16 protein-coding genes are annotated in these 15,028 nt (G+C 53.9%); 11 read left to right on the forward strand and 5 right to left on the reverse strand.

All coding sequences use genetic code 11. The annotated features are described in order from the left end of the window. The first annotated feature begins 1,018 nt into the window (after positions 1–1,018). On the forward strand, positions 1,019–1,780 hold the full coding sequence (locus RC85_RS07495; RefSeq protein ID WP_160148196.1) for a metallophosphoesterase: 762 nt from the start codon (positions 1,019–1,021) through the stop codon (positions 1,778–1,780). Between the two features lie 21 nt (positions 1,781–1,801). Here RC85_RS07495 and RC85_RS07500 read toward each other — a convergent pair whose 3' ends face one another. The 3 genes from RC85_RS07500 to RC85_RS07510 all read right to left on the reverse strand — a co-directional run bounded on the left by RC85_RS07500 (position 1,802) and on the right by RC85_RS07510 (position 3,594). Continuing rightward, positions 1,802–2,164: a rhodanese-like domain-containing protein gene (locus tag RC85_RS07500; protein WP_068260650.1), complete on the reverse strand. Its 363-nt coding sequence runs from the start codon at positions 2,162–2,164 to the stop codon at positions 1,802–1,804. 36 nt (positions 2,165–2,200) lie between these two features. After that, positions 2,201–3,076, reverse strand: a complete 876-nt coding sequence (gene hisG / locus RC85_RS07505; RefSeq protein ID WP_068260652.1) for an ATP phosphoribosyltransferase — start codon at positions 3,074–3,076, stop codon at positions 2,201–2,203. 131 nt (positions 3,077–3,207) lie between these two features. After that, positions 3,208–3,594: a phosphoribosyl-ATP diphosphatase gene (locus RC85_RS07510; RefSeq protein WP_068260655.1), complete on the reverse strand. Its 387-nt coding sequence runs from the start codon at positions 3,592–3,594 to the stop codon at positions 3,208–3,210. A 154-nt stretch (positions 3,595–3,748) separates the two neighbouring features. Between RC85_RS07510 and hisH the strand changes: the two genes are divergently transcribed. The 7 genes from hisH (at position 3,749) to phoU (ending at position 10,520) form a co-directional block, all read left to right on the forward strand. Further along, positions 3,749–4,381 (forward strand): imidazole glycerol phosphate synthase subunit HisH, encoded by a 633-nt coding sequence (gene hisH, locus RC85_RS07515; RefSeq protein WP_068260741.1) that lies wholly within the window; start codon positions 3,749–3,751, stop codon positions 4,379–4,381. A 20-nt stretch (positions 4,382–4,401) separates the two neighbouring features. Continuing rightward, the gene (locus tag RC85_RS07520) at positions 4,402–4,935 is read left to right on the forward strand and encodes a hypothetical protein (protein WP_149752940.1); all 534 of its coding nucleotides are present in this window, start codon (positions 4,402–4,404) and stop codon (positions 4,933–4,935) included. A 412-nt stretch (positions 4,936–5,347) separates the two neighbouring features. Further along, positions 5,348–6,487, forward strand: a complete 1,140-nt coding sequence (locus tag RC85_RS07525; RefSeq protein WP_084422441.1) for a PstS family phosphate ABC transporter substrate-binding protein — start codon at positions 5,348–5,350, stop codon at positions 6,485–6,487. A 40-nt stretch (positions 6,488–6,527) separates the two neighbouring features. Continuing rightward, positions 6,528–7,493 (forward strand): phosphate ABC transporter permease subunit PstC, encoded by a 966-nt coding sequence (pstC, locus tag RC85_RS07530; RefSeq protein ID WP_084422442.1) that lies wholly within the window; start codon positions 6,528–6,530, stop codon positions 7,491–7,493. Further along, positions 7,493–8,752, forward strand: a complete 1,260-nt coding sequence (locus RC85_RS07535; RefSeq protein ID WP_068260661.1) for a PstA family ABC transporter permease — start codon at positions 7,493–7,495, stop codon at positions 8,750–8,752. Before pstC ends, RC85_RS07535 begins: the two co-directional genes overlap by 1 nt. A 207-nt stretch (positions 8,753–8,959) precedes the next feature. Further along, complete coding sequence (pstB, locus tag RC85_RS07540; RefSeq protein ID WP_084422453.1) at positions 8,960–9,832, forward strand: phosphate ABC transporter ATP-binding protein PstB; 873 nt, start codon at positions 8,960–8,962, stop codon at positions 9,830–9,832. A gap of 4 nt (positions 9,833–9,836) precedes the next feature. Beyond that, the gene (gene phoU, locus RC85_RS07545; RefSeq protein WP_068260666.1) at positions 9,837–10,520 is read left to right on the forward strand and encodes a phosphate signaling complex protein PhoU; all 684 of its coding nucleotides are present in this window, start codon (positions 9,837–9,839) and stop codon (positions 10,518–10,520) included. A 152-nt stretch (positions 10,521–10,672) separates the two neighbouring features. Here the strand turns inward: phoU and RC85_RS07550 are convergent, their stop codons facing one another. Together RC85_RS07550 and RC85_RS07555 are read right to left on the reverse strand one after the other, a co-directional pair. Beyond that, a complete protein-coding gene (locus RC85_RS07550; protein ID WP_068260670.1) occupies positions 10,673–12,034 on the reverse strand; it encodes an HD domain-containing protein in 1,362 nt (453 codons plus the stop codon). Then, positions 12,034–12,726: a hypothetical protein gene (locus RC85_RS07555; protein WP_068260673.1), complete on the reverse strand. Its 693-nt coding sequence runs from the start codon at positions 12,724–12,726 to the stop codon at positions 12,034–12,036. Before RC85_RS07555 ends, RC85_RS07550 begins: the two co-directional genes overlap by 1 nt. A 68-nt stretch (positions 12,727–12,794) precedes the next feature. Between RC85_RS07555 and RC85_RS07560 the strand changes: the two genes are divergently transcribed. The 3 genes from RC85_RS07560 to RC85_RS07570 are packed head-to-tail and all read left to right on the forward strand — an operon-like array spanning position 12,795 to position 15,008. Continuing rightward, a complete protein-coding gene (locus RC85_RS07560; protein WP_068260676.1) occupies positions 12,795–13,307 on the forward strand; it encodes a tRNA (cytidine(34)-2'-O)-methyltransferase in 513 nt (170 codons plus the stop codon). A gap of 10 nt (positions 13,308–13,317) precedes the next feature. Beyond that, a complete protein-coding gene (locus RC85_RS07565) occupies positions 13,318–13,650 on the forward strand; it encodes a hypothetical protein (protein WP_068260677.1) in 333 nt (110 codons plus the stop codon). Next, positions 13,647–15,008, forward strand: coding sequence for a methyltransferase RsmF C-terminal domain-like protein (locus RC85_RS07570; RefSeq protein ID WP_068260678.1), 1,362 nt, complete (start codon positions 13,647–13,649; stop codon positions 15,006–15,008). The genes RC85_RS07565 and RC85_RS07570 overlap by 4 nt, the downstream gene beginning before the upstream one ends. The last annotated feature ends 20 nt before the right edge of the window (positions 15,009–15,028 follow it).

Below are 15,028 nucleotides of genomic sequence, written 5' to 3' on the forward strand. Positions count from 1 at the left end.
ACGCGCGGGGCGATGCCCACGCGGTTAAACAATTTAGAAACCCTTCACGGCGTTGGGCGATGGGCGTGATGGGGCGAAGTCCTGGGGGGGGACTTAGCGTTTCATGCTAAAGGCTTGTTCCGGTCGCGTTTCACCGGTTCTGGTTTCGCCGTGCGAATCGTGAGCGCCTTTGTTGATACTGATATACGGTGACGGGTTTATGCAATCCGACCATTCATCGGGACCGTACTTCCTGACTGGAATGGAGTCATTTTGGCAGATTCTGGTGCTTCTTTTTTAAGCATCATGGATTCAAAAGTCGATCTTTTGGAATGGATTCGCCTTTGTGTCAGGAATGCGGGGCGAATCCAGCCCCTTTCGGATTGCAATCTGGTTTTGGTATTTGCTTTGCAAAGAAGGTGGGCGTATGACCGAGCGAGTCACGATGCCTAAGTCAGCTTCGCTCGTAAGGTATTCCTGGCTGAATGACGCTTTTAGGCAACGTTCAGCCGAAAACGGAAAACCTGATTGAAACTGGCACCTTGATTGAAATTGGAATGTGAAGATGAACTCAGATGCAACGAACGAACTGTCAAGCGTTGAGCGTACCGAACAACTCACGTGGGAACTGTTAGACGGACAACTGTCTGAGTCTGCATTAAGTGACCTCGAGGGTCTCATGCGAAATGATCCGGAGTGCCTACGATGTTACATCTCCTGCGTCCAGCTTGAACAAGATCTGAAGCAGCTCTTCCATGGTGAAGATGCGAAAGGCCAGTCCAAGTCGAACATGCGTCTACCTGGGTTTCCTCCGATTAATTTGGCGAGTGACGGCAACTCGGCTATAACGAACTAGACAAGCAAGTCTCCTTAGCACTCGCCAGTCTCTATTAGTTTGTCACAACCAGAACTCATGCGGTCCGATCATGAACGCCACCGTCCTGTAACGGCGGGGATGTTAACGCGACGGCGTTTTCTAGGCGGGGCTGTTGCAGGGGCCGGTTTGTTCGGGTGGACAACCTGCATCGAACCGCATTGGTTGCAGATCCGACAAGCTTCGCTACCAATCGTTGGCCTGCCGCCGAATCTTCATGGCAAAACGATGGTGCAGGTTTCTGACTTTCACATCGGGGCAACGTCCGAAGAACACCTGTTGGCAACGATTGATTCAATCAACCAGTTGAAACCTGACTTGTTGGTCATGACGGGCGACTTCATCGACCATAGCTTTCAGGGTGCGACTTCAACGATCCAGCGCATCTTTGCCAATCTGAATCCCGCCAGCATCACAACGCTGGGTTGCTTGGGTAATCATGACTACGGTTCCAGGTGGTCTGATACAGTCATAGCAGATCAAGTCACCGGAGCTTTATCGGAACTTGGGATTCAAGTTTTGCGTGATGAGCATGTTAATGTTGATGGGCTGGACGTCTTTGGCTTAGACGATTTTTGGTCTCCGCGATATCAGTTTCGCCGAGTGCTGCGGGAAGCGTCGGCATCACGTGGCAGTCTTTGTTTGTGTCACAACCCGGACGTTTGCGATCAAACCATCTGGGGTGATTTCCAAGGCGTGATCTTGTCGGGTCACACGCATGGCGGGCAATGCAAGCCACCGTTTTTGCCACCGCCTCGGTTGCCGGTTCGCAATCGAAATTACGTCAGCGGTTTCTATGACCTGGATCGTAAACGAACGCTCTACATCAACCGCGGGATCGGGTACGGGTTGAAGGTGCGTTTCAATTCGCGGCCGGAGATTACTTGCTTTGAACTCCAGCGAAGTTCGGACGAATCAAGCGTGTAGCTTCAGCCGGATTGGTGATCGTTAATAACGAGGCACTTCCGAATCGATCTGCAGGCTCCAGTCATCGATTCCGCCGGTCATGTTTTGCACGCGGGTGAATCCTTGTTGACGTAGAAACTGTGTCACGCTGAGGCTGCGACCGCCGTGGTGGCAATGGACCACGACGTGAGAATCTTTGAGCGGTTGAAGTTCGCCGATCCGATCTTTCAATTCGCTCATCGGCAGCAATTGGCTGCCGTCGATCGACGCAAAATCGTTCTCTTGTTGCTCGCGAACATCAAGCAAGACAAACACTTTGTCATCGTTGCCCTTTGCCTCATCGAGCAATTTCTTGACGTCTTTGACATTGATCTCGATCGGGACTTCGTCAATTTGTTCAGACATTCGTTTGGTTTCGCTTAGCGAGTGTTGTGGTTGGTTTTAAAGTCGACAATTGGAGATGGACGTTTCCATGATCGCCGACGCGCCGAGCGATTCGAGTTTTTCCATCGCGTCGATCACTTCTTTGCGGCGGACCATCACACGGATGCTGCACCAGTCTTTGTTTTCAAGCGAGTTAACGGTCGGCGAATTGAATCCGGGAGTGATCGCTTCGGCTTGCGATAACTTTGATCGGGGAATGTTGTATTCCAAAAGCGAGTAGTCACGGGCGATGACGACACCTTCGAGCCGGCGGACGACGCGGTCCGCGGTGTCTTTATCGCGGCAACTGCTGCCTTGGATCAGGACGGTTTCGTAGGATCCGATTTCTTCCAGGATTTTTAAACGGTTTGCCGCCAGCGTGCTGCCGGTTTCTACCAGGTCAACGATCGCATCGGCGACACCGAGGCCGATCATCACTTCGACGCTGCCAGCAAGTGCGACCAGATGCGCCTTAGCATTGTGCTTGACCAGGTAATCGGCAGTCACGGTGGGGAAGCTGGTCGCGATACGTTTTTTGTCTAAGTCGGCTGCGGTTTTCAGTGACGTGTCGTCGGGGACGCAGATCGCTAACCGGCAACGGCCGACGCCTAATTGCATTCGAGTTGAGACGGCGGAATTTTCGCTACCGAGGCCTGCTTCGTCGACCAGGTCGCTGCCGGTGACGCCCATGTCGATCGCGCCTTCGGCACAAAGCGTGGGGATGTCATCGGTGCGAAGAAAGATAATGTCGATCGGCAGCCCGTTGACCCGCGCAAAGAGCCCGCGATTTTGACGCCGATATTTCAGTCCAGCTTGGCTGAGCAGATCGCCTGCGATTTCGCTGAGCCGCCCTTTGCTGGGGACGCCGATGCGAAGATTGTTTTGTGAGTCCAACGGTAAACTTTAGATTGAAGACTTGAGGTCGAAAGGGTTTGGAGATCGGAGGGATGAGTCGCTGAACCCGCTAAAACGTAGCTGATCCCGCCAGGGTTCAGTCGGGTTGGACTGAACCCTGGCGGGATCAGCTACGGGACATTTTCATTATTTTTTCGGTTTGCTTTTTCGGTCAACCCCGAAGTTCCTTCGCGTCGCGCCAGTTCAGCGGCGACTTCGGTTAGGTCGACGCCTCGCCAAGCCAGCATCACCATTGTGTGATAGATCAAGTCGCCTGCTTCGTAAATGAAGTGTTCACGTCCTTGGTCACCAGATTCGTCGGCAGCTTCGATCAGCTCTTCGGCTTCCTCGCGGATTTTGCCGCCGATTTTTGCGGAGCCGCCGGCCATCAATTTGGTCGTGTAGGAGCCTTCGGGCATCTGCTGGGCACGATCACGCAGCGTCTGCATCAAGCGACTGAGTGCTTCGAGCGAGTCGCTTGATTCAAGATCAGAGGATTCGGGATTTGGGACGGTCATGACAAAATTTGTGCGAACGGATGGTTTGCCTGGCGGGTCCGTGATGTTAAACCGGAGGGATCGAATTGCCAACGCTGTAGCAAATCGGTCACTGGCCTGGTTCGCTTCCCCACCGTATTTCCCCCACCGTATTTCTGCTGCTGAGTTTTTGCTCATGATCACGATCGTCGACTATCAAATGGGCAACTTGCGGAGCGTACAAAAGGCGTTCGAGAAAGTGGGCGTGGAGGCCCGGATCAGCAGCGAGCCGGGTGAAATCGCGGCCGCCGAAAAGTTGGTTTTGCCGGGCGTGGGAGCCTTTGGCGATGCCATGGCAGAAATCCGCCGGCGAGATCTGGCTGGTCCGATTGTTGACTTCATTGGATCGGGAAAGCCGTTTTTTGGGATCTGCCTGGGGCTTCAACTGCTCTTTGAACGGGGCTTTGAGCACGGGGAATACGAAGGGCTCGGAATCATCAAGGGCGATGTGGTCCGATTTGATCCGGCGAAGATGGGAGACCTAAAGGTTCCCCACATGGGCTGGAACACGATTGTCAAAAAAGGTTCTTCGCCGCTGTTGGCTGACATTCCCGATCAGACGCACTTTTACTTTGTCCATTCTTACTACGTTCAGCCCGCGGATGCTTCGGTGGTGGCGCTGCAGTGTGACTATGGTCACCCGTTTTGTGCGGCGATTGAAAAAGGCAATGTCTTCGCGACTCAGTTCCACCCTGAAAAGAGCCAGGCAGATGGGTTGAAGTTATTGTCCGCATTCGCCAGCCTTTCCAGCGAACCGGTCAACCAATAAGCCAGAAAGCGATTCCAAAAATGCCTGAGCCTGCCTCGAAAGACTTAGCCGAAACGGTACACCGACTGGTATCACCCTGCGGACGAATGGCAATTGAATACCGTTGGTCGAAGGATCGGTTTGTGCATCGCGTTCTGGTTGGCGATCAAGTCTGCTTGTCCAGCGTTGACGGCGACGGAATGCAGGACTGGCCTGCCTCACCACCGATTCAGCAGATTTCGCTGGAGCCGATCGAGGACGTTCTGATGATCCTGGGTGTCGGCGGCGCAGGAAGAGGTCACTGGAGCATCAGCGTCGGCTGGCAGACTGATGGCGATGGAAATGTGGATAGAGAAAGCGGTGAATTCCGTTTCGACATCGCATGTCGGGTCAAGGAAACGCCTGAATTTTTAGGCAGCACCTATGCGATCCATCCAAAGGCGGACGGCGTCGTGGAGGTCACTGCGGTGCTGGGAACCGAGGAGCAAAAAGACTCGCAAATCTCGATAGCGGCGGCGGATGACAACGCAAGCGAAACTCATCGCTGGGTTTATTCACTTAGGAACCGTCCCTAGACAACTTCCCGGTTTCCCAACCCGAACGCGCAGGCGAGGGATGAGGGATATTGTTTGGCGTGGAAATCCCTCGCTTACGCGTTCGGGTTGGGATTTGCTGGAATCCAATTTCGTGAAGTTGTTTCAGGGCAATTCCGTCGGAATAACGGGCGAGTTCTGCTCAGAAATCGGACTCAGTTTCATCACCCCACCCATTGGAATGTGAATTTCTGGCGTCAATGCCGGTGTTTTCCGCATAGATTCCCGCGTTTTCGGCCTTCACCGAATCTTCATCAAAGTATCGCCAAGGCGAGCCTCGTCATCGGGGAATGGGGATGTTAGCTTGCGGCTCCAGAAGGGGCGATGCCGGAAGGTGTCACTTCGCCCCAAGTTCCCTTTCTACCTCTCTTCGCAAGACTTTGGACCAGAAACGATGCCGAGATCGACTCGATTTTCGCTGAACCTACTTCTTAGCTTTTCAGCCACATTGTTCTTCGCAGGCTGCGAGCCGGCTGCTCCTACTGTTGCCGACAACTCGGTATCAACAAGCGATACGGCTGGCTCGGGCAAGAAAATGCCAGTTGCGGCAGAAGCTACCAGTACTGAAACTCCCGTTTCGACAACGGCCAACACAGAACTGCAAGGCCGAGTCGAAATCGATGGCAGCAGCACCGTGTTCCCGATCAGCGAAGCGACCGCGAGCGAGTTCTACAAGAAGTTCCCCAACGTGACCGTCAATGTCGGCGTGTCGGGAACCGGCGGCGGATTCAAACGATTCACGAAGGGCGAAACGGATGTCTCCGATGCATCGCGTCCGATCAAGGGCGAAGAGTTCGATGCGGCGAATGAAAGCGGCGTCTCGTTCGTCGAACTGCCAGTGGCTTATGACGGACTAACGATCGTTGTTCACAAAGATAACGACTGGGTCGATCATTTGACCGTTGACGAAATTAAGACGATTTTCAACGCCGACACGGCTGCCAAGTCTTGGTCCGAAGTTCGCGACGGCTGGCCCAACAAACCCATTCAAATCTTCGCACCGGGTACCGACTCGGGAACGTTCGATTACTTCATGGAAGTGGTCGCTGGAAAAAAAGGCTCGCTGCGAGCCGACATGAGCACCAGTGAAGATGACAACGTTCTGGTCACTGGCGTATCAGGATCACCTTCGGCGATTGGCTTTTTCGGAGTCGCCTATTACGAAGAGAACAAAGACAAGTTGAAGGCGGTTCCCGTCATCAATCCTGAAACCGGTGACGCAGTGTCGCCAGAGAGCTCAACGATCGAAAGCGGTGAATACGCTCCGTTTAGCCGTCCATTGTTTATCTACATCAACGCCAAGTCGTTGTCGCGTCCCGAGGTAAAACGCTTCGCCACGTTCTACATTCAAAATGCACCCAAGATGGCGGAAAAGACAGGCTACGTTGCTCTGCCCGCGGACATTTACAAAATGGGTTTGAAGAACGTTCGCAGTCGCAAAACCGGGACGCACTATGTCAACGCGGACGGCGAAAAACGTGAAGGCCCTGTAACAGAAGTTTTCCAAGCCACCAACTTGAATACCGGTAAATGAACACCGGCTGAGTAAACGCCGGCTGAGTAAACACTGTTAAATGAATACCCCCGAATCTACCGCTGACCTCAACGATCGAGTTCGCTCGATCCTTGCAGCCGATCGACGCTCGTTAAGAGGTGTGCGAATTCGGGAGATTGGTGTTTATGCGGTGTTGGTTCTCTGCGGAGTGTTCTCGCTGTTGATCACGATTGCGATCGTCGGCGTGTTGTTGACCGAGACGCTGAATTTCTTTCGCAGCGACGAAGTCACCTTGTCCAACTTTCTCGGCTCAGGCCAATGGACGCCGCTGCTAGGCAGCACAAAGAGCTTTGGGATCTGGGCGTTGATCAGCGGAACGATGCTGGTCACTGTCATCGCAATGGCGATCGCGTTGCCGCTTGGTTTGATCACCGCAGTGTATTTGAGCGAGTATGCCCCGCGAAAAGTTCGTGCTGTTTTGAAACCTGTGTTGGAAGTTTTGGCGGGCGTGCCAACGGTGGTCTATGGTTTCTTTGCACTGGTGACCATCACGCCGTTCCTGCAATGGTTGCATGGCGGGTTCAATGTGTTCAATGCAACCAGCGGCGGAATCGCCGTCGGGATTCTTTGCTTGCCGACGGTTTGTTCGCTGGCCGAAGATGCGCTGCAAGCCGTTCCCAGTTCGCTACGCGATGGTGCCTACGGATTGGGTGGAACGCGGTTCGACGCGACGGTGAAAGTGATCTTGCCAGCGGCACTTAGCGGCATCATCAGTGCGTTCTTGTTGGCGATCGCTCGAGCGATTGGCGAAACGATGATCGTCGCGATTGCTTGTGGTTCGCGTCCGCAAGTGACCGGTGATCCTCGTGATGAAATTCAAACGATGACGGGTTTCATGGTTCAGATGGCGGGCGGCGACGTTTCCAACTTTGGAATCGAATACTATTCAATGTACGCAGTCGCTTTCACGCTGTTCATGATCACTCTTTCCCTAACGATGATCGGCAATGTGGTCCGTCGTCGCTACCGCGAGGCGTACGAGTGATGCCAGAATCATCGTCCCAATCAAATTCCGATCAGCGATCCACACCGGAACTGCGTGGTCGCGCCGGTCGCATGTTGACCGAAAAGTGGTTCAGCTATCTTTGTGTTGCAACAGCGACATCATCGGTAGCCGTGTTGTGTTGGCTGCTGTACTCGATTCTTTCTCACGGTCTTCCCGCATTGTCGTGGACACTGTTATCAAACCCGCCTGAACCCGACCCCGAACAGGCCGGTGTTCGTCCTGCGTTCTTTGGAACCGTTTGGGTCTGTGCGATGTGTGGGTTGATGACGCTGCCAATCGGAATCGCGACCGCGATCTTGTTGGAAGAGTTTCCGCCGAAGAGCAAGCTGGGCGGATGGGTCTATGGCTTGATTCAATTGAACATCAGTAACTTAGCTGGCGTTCCAAGCGTCGTTTACGGGATCCTTGGATTGACCGCATTTGTTTCGATGTTTGGTTTGTTTGAACGTGATCAGGATTCTCAATCTAGCGGCTTTGAATTGGGCGTAACCTACTACAACCAATTCTTCAGCGAGGGCGATCGGGCGATTCTGATTCCGGTCGAAAACGTTGATGACAAGTTGTCGGTCGTCTCCGAAGGGATGGAAGCTTACACCTTTGCACGTGACGCCGACGGCGCAACGATCGTTGACTATTCCAAGCTTGTGCCGACTGAAATCAACGTCATCACTTACGATGATCCCTACCCGGAAGATCCCGCCGTTTTAGAAAACACGTTGTTTGCCGACGCCGAAGCGGGACGAGTGAGCCAGAAATCTTGGTACTACTTTCAGGTGCCGTTTGGTCGTGGCGTGTTGGCTGGTGCGATGACTTTGATGCTGGTCATCTTGCCAGTGATCATCATCTCGTCGCAGGAAGCGTTGCGTGCCGTTCCAAGTTCGCTGCGAGCCGGTGCGTTGGGGTTGGGGGCAACTCCCTGGCAGGTCGTCCGCACCGTCACATTGCCCGCCGCGATCCCAGGAATCATGACGGGGGCGATCTTGGCGATGAGTCGCGCGATTGGCGAAACCGCACCGATTTTGATCATTGCCGGGATCGTTTACATCCGCAACGCTCCGCAGCATTTGATGGACGATTTCACCGTCATGCCGCTGCAGATTTATAACTGGACCAGCCGCCCGCAGGAGGCGTTTCATGACATCGCGGCAGGCGGAATCATCATTTTGCTGGCGATTTTGCTCTCGTTCAACGCCATCGCCGTCCTCATCCGGCAAAAGATGCAGAAACCCCTCAGTTAGTGATTCTTCCCAAATGCCCGAATCAGCGATTCCCCAACTCCTGCTGTGTTAAACTTTCACTTAGGAACGTGCGACTTTTTATAGTCGCCTTTCGCTCCGCGAAAGCAGCGAATTCGCTACTTTCGCGGAGCGAAAGGCGACACTAATTTCCCGCTCGTTCCTTAGGGAAGTCAGCCCAACGCTTTCATGGTTCCGCGAATCAACTCAATGAATACTGTTACCAAAGCAAACACTGTTACTAGTAAAAATACTGTGACCACCGAAAAAGAAGCCTTTGCCGGTTCGCCGACGATCCAGACAGCGACACCGACCGAGATTTCGCAGGAGCAATTTGCTCTTGAAATCTTGAACCTTGATTCATGGTACGGTGACTTCCAAGCGTTGCACGGAGTCACGATCAAGATTCCACGCAATCAAGTCACTGCGTTCATTGGCCCAAGCGGCTGCGGCAAAAGCACCTTGTTGCGTTGGTGCAATCGCATGAACGATACGATTGCGATCGCAAGAGCCTCCGGAACGCTTCGCATGGGCGACACCGATCTGTTGTCAAAATCAATCGACGTGGTTGACCTTCGCAGACGTGTTGGAATTGTCTTTCAAAAAGCAAACCCTTTTCCAAAATCAATCTTCGACAACGTTGCCTTCGGCCCGCGGTTGCACATGAAAGCCAATCGCAGCGAACTTGCCGACTTGGTCGAATGGTCGCTTCGCAAAGCTGCACTTTGGGACGAAGTCAAAGACCGATTGAACAAACCCGCGTTGGGGCTTTCCGGTGGACAACAACAAAGGCTTTGTATCGCACGCGCGATCGCAGTCGGTCCAGAAGTCTTGCTGATGGATGAACCTTGCAGCGCCTTGGATCCAGCATCGACGTTGGCAATCGAAGATCTGATGGACGAACTTCGGACGCAGTACACGATCGTGATCGTGACGCACAACATGCAGCAAGCGTCCAGGTGCAGCGACAAGACCGCGTTCTTCTTTGAGGGCAAAGTTGTCGAGTATGGGCCAACCGACCGTATCTTCACGAATCCAGAGAATAAGCAAACCGAAGACTACGTTAGCGGGCGGTTCGGTTGATCTTATGTCGAAGCATTTAGAACTTGGGCTAGATGCCCTTCGAAGCGAACTGATAGGCCAATTCGGCGTTGTTGAGCAAATGATTCAGTTGTCGGTCAGGTCGCTGGTCAATCGAGAACCAGAGTTGGCTGATCGCGTCATCAAGACCGACGCACAGGTCAATGAAACCGATTTAAAGATCGAAGAAGAGTGCTTGAAACTGATGGCGCTGCATCAACCTGTTGCCACCGACCTGCGTTGGTTGATCTCGGTGGTGAAGGTGAATGCCGATTTGGAACGCATGGCTGACCTGGCATGCAACATTGCCGAACGAAGTAAGTCGCTAGACTTCTTTCCGCTGTTTCCCATTCCGGACGAATTGCAGGAAATGGTCTCCACTGCTACCAAGATGGTCAAAATGGCTTTGGATGCCTTCGTTGAACGCGACGCAGAAAAAGCGAAATCAGCAATCGCAGAAGACGAGATGGTCGATCGATTGAATCGAATTGTCATCGATCAATTGCACGAAACAATGAAAGACAATCCCGAGTTTATCGAACCCGGTGTCCATTGCTTCAGCGCGTCACGGCACCTAGAACGCATCGCCGACTTGGCCGAAAACGTTTCCGAAGATGTCATCTACTTGGTGGAAGGCGAGATCGTTCGCCACCAACACGACATCTATATTTACGCGCCGAAGACTCAATAAAAAGGGTTTCGACACTTCCCGGCAAACGCCACCTTGTAGGCCGTGTGGAGCTCTGCGACACACGGCGAGTGCATCTGATTGTTAGCAGCCCACGCCGTTGGGCTCCAGCAAACTCCGCCAGGCCTCCGGTTTTCTGCTACGGTCGTCACCGCTCACACAATTTCATTTTCAACTTCGCCGATCGCCTGCATGATCCAATCGTCCCACTGAGACGATTCTATTTTCTGCGCCAGCACTTCGCGAAGTCCGCCGCGCACGAACACACGCACGCGTTTGACGTGGTTATCGAATTGCTGGTGGGCCAGCGCCGATGCGACCGGCGATACTTCGCCCAGCGTTCGGACGCTGCCGTCGCGTCCGATCACGTCAACGTTGATATCGACTTCTAGCTTGACCGGTGGTGCATCGATCAGGATGTCGGCGGCTTGTACTTCAATTCCTGTTTCGCAACTGACCAAGTCGGCTAGTTTTTCGGATGCCGCCACCAACCACCAATACGGTCGCCGAGCCAGTGCGTCATGAATTCGTGAACCTGATTGCAGCACTGAATACTCGGCGACTCGTTTGAACAACTCTCGCCGTGGACCAAACAAACCTTCCACCATGGTTTCATATTCCGTGCCCTTTGCACCGCGACGAAGCATCGCAATCCAGTCGCGATCATCCATCTTCAAAGTTGATGGCAGATCAATTTCTTTCTGCAAGTGGTAGACGCTTCGTTGCAGCATCGCGGTTGCCGAACGCACGCTGGGGTGCCAATAAACTTCGCTGAACATCACGTAGCGTGCAAAGACCATCATCTCGGCCGCCGTTCGGCCTTTTTCAGTGATCGCAAGCTTGCCCGTTTCGGGATGCCGACACATCGAATTGATCAATCGCCCGGCGTCAAAATTCTGGCCGTAGGGAACACCCGCGTGCAGTGAATCACGTTGTAAGTAGTCCAGTTTGTCGACATCAATCGGGCTGCTTAAACAACTGGCAAAAAATTGAATTCCCGCTGAATGTGATTGCTTGGGATCAAAGTCCAGTAGTGCCACCACATCCGCGGCGGTGCAGGACCAGTCCGACTGGATCAACTGTTTCAGTTCGCTGGTTTCGATGAACTCGGCCAGGCGTGTTTCGTGCTCACCTAAACCCGACAACCGCATGTCTTCGATCGGGTGGCAAAATGGCCAGTGACCCACATCATGCAGCATCGTCGCAAGCAAAAACGCTTCCGCTTCACTCGACGTGAAAAACGAATCGTCTGGATCGGTGCTGCTGAATCGCGCCAGCAGTTTCAACGCATTGTGATAAACACCCAGAGTGTGTTCCAGGCGACTGTGCGTCGCGCCGGGATAAACGAGCGAGACCATTCCAAGCTGGCTGATCGAAGCGAGGCGTCGCAGCGGAGACGAATCCAGGATCCTGCGCACCCGATCCGACATTGGCACATCTTGCGAAGGCGGAATGCGGATGATGGAACTGGATCGATGCAGTGCGGTGACTTCCGACAGAATTTCCTTTTTCGACATCACGGTGCCGCCGTTGCAAGCGTCACACCGCTGATCACCGCCAACAGGATCGTTGCTATGAAGTACAAACCCGCGTGCGCCAGACCGCTGGGGAATTCCAATTCAAAGGTCGCGACTGAAACAAACGCCCCCATCACCAACATCACCGAAATGATAATTCCAAAATACAGAAACGACATTTCTGACGGTGATTCGAGATCAAACAGATAAGACGGGATGAACGCGTACAGCAACCAAAGCGCCGCAAATAAGACTCCACAGATCAACACTCGGTTGCGAAGTTCGCTGCCCACGTACGGAGCCAATTCGGAATCCTGAACAAACTTGTAACCCGCCCAGACCAGCGGCGGAGCGATCGCAACAGCCATCGCCGCCAAGACAGACCAGTGCGGGACACCGCCGCTGATTCGCAGCCCAACTGCCACGGCGACCACGGCGACGATGGCACCGATTGTGATGAACAACCCCTTGCGGGTGACATCGGTTTCCTGTCGCTTGATTGGCTTGAGGACACTTTTGCCGGTGCGGTCCTTGGGGGCTCCGTCATCGGGAGCGTGAATCTTGACCTCTTCGCCCTTTTCAGGAACCTTGATCTGGTTCTTGCAGCTCGGGCAGGGTCCAGTTTTGCCGGCGAACTTGTCGCTGACCTGGAATCGCTTCAAACACTTTGGGCAGGTAACTTGAATCGGCATCAGTAGTCAGCAATAGAATCAGTGGAAGAAGAAATGAATGTTCGAATTTTAGAACGGAAACGCATCAAGTGAACTCCAATACTTTTAGCAGACCGACCGCTCATGTCGTGTTGTACCAGCCCGAGATTCCTCAAAACACCGGGAACATTGGTCGAACTTGCGTCGCGGTAGGTGCGAAATTGTGGATTGTACGTCCAGCCGGCTTCCAGATTGATGACGGACGTGTGAAGCGGGCCGGACTGGACTACTGGCAACACCTGGAACTTGGCGACGCCGCCAACTGGGATGACCTGGTCACGCAATTGGCTCCACGGCGGTTCTTCTTTCTGTCGCGGTTCGCCAAGCGGACGCTATGGGATGTTCAATTGGCCGAAGACGACGTATTCGTCTTTGGCCGCGAAACCGCCGGCCTGCCCGAATCAATCCTGGACCCCGACGATCCCCGATCGATCCGCTTGCCGACCAGCGACAAGGTCCGCAGCCTGAATCTGGCGACCACCGCTGGCATCGTGTTGTACGAACATCAGCGACAGTTGAGTTTGGCTTCTGGATCGGCTGCCAAAGCGATCGATCAGGGTTAGACTGTCCTGCATGAATGTTCCAAGCAATAGCGGCCGCTCCGCCGCTGATCCCATCGCCAAACCCAGTCGTCGGCCGCCGCAGATCAGCCTGGGCTTTATGCTGCTCTCAACCGTCGTGCTGGCAGTGATGTCAGCGGGCATTTTTTACGCGTCGCGAGTCGGCGCGGTACAGGATGAACTGAGCGTGCTATCGGGCGGTTCCGTCGAATCAGGTGGCGTGGACGCGAGTCGGTTTTCGCACATCGTGTTCATCATGTTTACCTTTACGTCGCCCTTGATTTTGGCGGCAATCTTGTCCACCGTAGTTGGTGTGATGAAGTGGCTTGATCGGTCGGGACGATGAGTGATTCGGATTCGCAACGCGATCACGCCAGCATTTTTAGCGTCGCTGAGATTGAATCCGCCGTCGGAGCCATCGAAATCCCAGGCGGTGCGGCTGCGATGCGCGAAGCAATGTCGCGTCGTCATTTCAATGCGTTAAGGATGCATCGAAGTGCGGCGGATTTGGATTTTGAAACCAAGCCAGTGGATTGGTATTCACTTGGATGCAAAGCCACGGCTACCGATGTTCGCCCTTCACGAACGCTCGCCTACGCAGGCGGTGATTTCTACCTGCAAGATTCTGGTTCATTGCTGGCGTTGGCGGCAGCGGGCTGCGATACCGATGAGTTGGCGGGCCAGCGAGTATGTGATTTGTGCGCGGCACCCGGCGGGAAAGCGTCCGCGTTGTTGGAAGCGATTGGCGATGATGGATTTCTGCTCGCCAATGAACCGATCCGTTCGCGGATCGCGCCGCTGAAATACAACTTGGCAAGAACCGGTTCAGACCGTTACGCCATCAGTTCGCTGGATCCCGATCGATTGGCTGACAAAGTCGGCAGCGAGTTTGATCTGGTATTGGTCGACGCGCCGTGCAGCGGTCAAGCACTGGTGTCGCGAGGAAAACAGAACCCGGCCGCGATGACCGACAAGCAAGTTCAACATAGCGCGTCGCGACAGAATCGGATCCTAGACGCCGCCGTGCGTTTGCTGAAACCTGGCGGTCGATTGGTCTACAGCACTTGCACTTTCGCGGTTGATGAAAACGAAGCTCAAATGCAACGATTGGTCGATGCCGACTGGGGCACACCCGCCAGCGTCACAAACTTATCAGACTATCAATCCGCGTCTGGTTGCTATCGCCTTTGGCCGCACCTTCACGATTGCGCCGGCGCGTTCGCGGCATCAATGCAACTAGCCGATTCATTTCCCACTCGAACAGCAAAATTGTCTCGCAAGAAAAGCAGGAACGAAACAAGGGTCAGTGAAAAACAGTTGCCCAAAGACTGGAAGCAATGGTACCGTGAAAGTGCATCGAAACCGTTGAACTATCACATCGATGGATCGGTGCTGTTTGGCTTCGCGGCCGACGCACCGGCCTGGGTTGAATCGGTTGCCGTCGCTGGCCCCGAGTTAGCCTATCGAACCGGCCAAACCTGGAAACCATCGCACGAAGCCGCGATGCGAAAAGGAAACGCAGCGATGGCCCTGCAGACGCATGAAGTCGACGAGGCATCCGCCAGAAACTTCATGGCAGGTTCCACCATTTCGTGCCCCGATCGCGGCTGGCGTATAGCGCAGCACCAGGACCGCCCGTTGGGCTGGATCAAATCCGATGGCCGAGTCGGCAAAAACCACCTGCCAGGATCAGCAAGATGGTGAACGCGTTACCCGCGATAAAG

Origin of the sequence: Rubripirellula obstinata, assembly GCF_001642955.1 — a bacterium.
Taxonomy (GTDB): Bacteria; Planctomycetota; Planctomycetia; order Pirellulales; family Pirellulaceae; genus Rubripirellula; species Rubripirellula obstinata.

What these genes read in the sequence shown, in the direction of transcription:
- RC85_RS07500 (WP_068260650.1), bottom strand. Translation starts at nt 2,164, where the DNA reads ATGTCTGAACAAATTGACGAAGTCCCGATCGAGATCAATGTCAAAGAC.
- RC85_RS07510 (WP_068260655.1), bottom strand. Translation starts at nt 3,594, where the DNA reads ATGACCGTCCCAAATCCCGAATCCTCTGATCTTGAATCAAGCGACTCG.
- hisH (WP_068260741.1), top strand. Translation starts at nt 3,749, where the DNA reads ATGATCACGATCGTCGACTATCAAATGGGCAACTTGCGGAGCGTACAA.
- RC85_RS07520 (WP_149752940.1), top strand. Translation starts at nt 4,402, where the DNA reads ATGCCTGAGCCTGCCTCGAAAGACTTAGCCGAAACGGTACACCGACTG.
- RC85_RS07525 (WP_084422441.1), top strand. Translation starts at nt 5,348, where the DNA reads ATGCCGAGATCGACTCGATTTTCGCTGAACCTACTTCTTAGCTTTTCA.
- pstC (WP_084422442.1), top strand. Translation starts at nt 6,528, where the DNA reads ATGAATACCCCCGAATCTACCGCTGACCTCAACGATCGAGTTCGCTCG.
- RC85_RS07535 (WP_068260661.1), top strand. Translation starts at nt 7,493, where the DNA reads ATGCCAGAATCATCGTCCCAATCAAATTCCGATCAGCGATCCACACCG.
- pstB (WP_084422453.1), top strand. Translation starts at nt 8,960, where the DNA reads ATGAATACTGTTACCAAAGCAAACACTGTTACTAGTAAAAATACTGTG.
- phoU (WP_068260666.1), top strand. Translation starts at nt 9,837, where the DNA reads ATGTCGAAGCATTTAGAACTTGGGCTAGATGCCCTTCGAAGCGAACTG.
- RC85_RS07550 (WP_068260670.1), bottom strand. Translation starts at nt 12,034, where the DNA reads ATGTCGAAAAAGGAAATTCTGTCGGAAGTCACCGCACTGCATCGATCC.
- RC85_RS07555 (WP_068260673.1), bottom strand. Translation starts at nt 12,726, where the DNA reads ATGCCGATTCAAGTTACCTGCCCAAAGTGTTTGAAGCGATTCCAGGTC.
- RC85_RS07565 (WP_068260677.1), top strand. Translation starts at nt 13,318, where the DNA reads ATGAATGTTCCAAGCAATAGCGGCCGCTCCGCCGCTGATCCCATCGCC.
- RC85_RS07570 (WP_068260678.1), top strand. Translation starts at nt 13,647, where the DNA reads ATGAGTGATTCGGATTCGCAACGCGATCACGCCAGCATTTTTAGCGTC.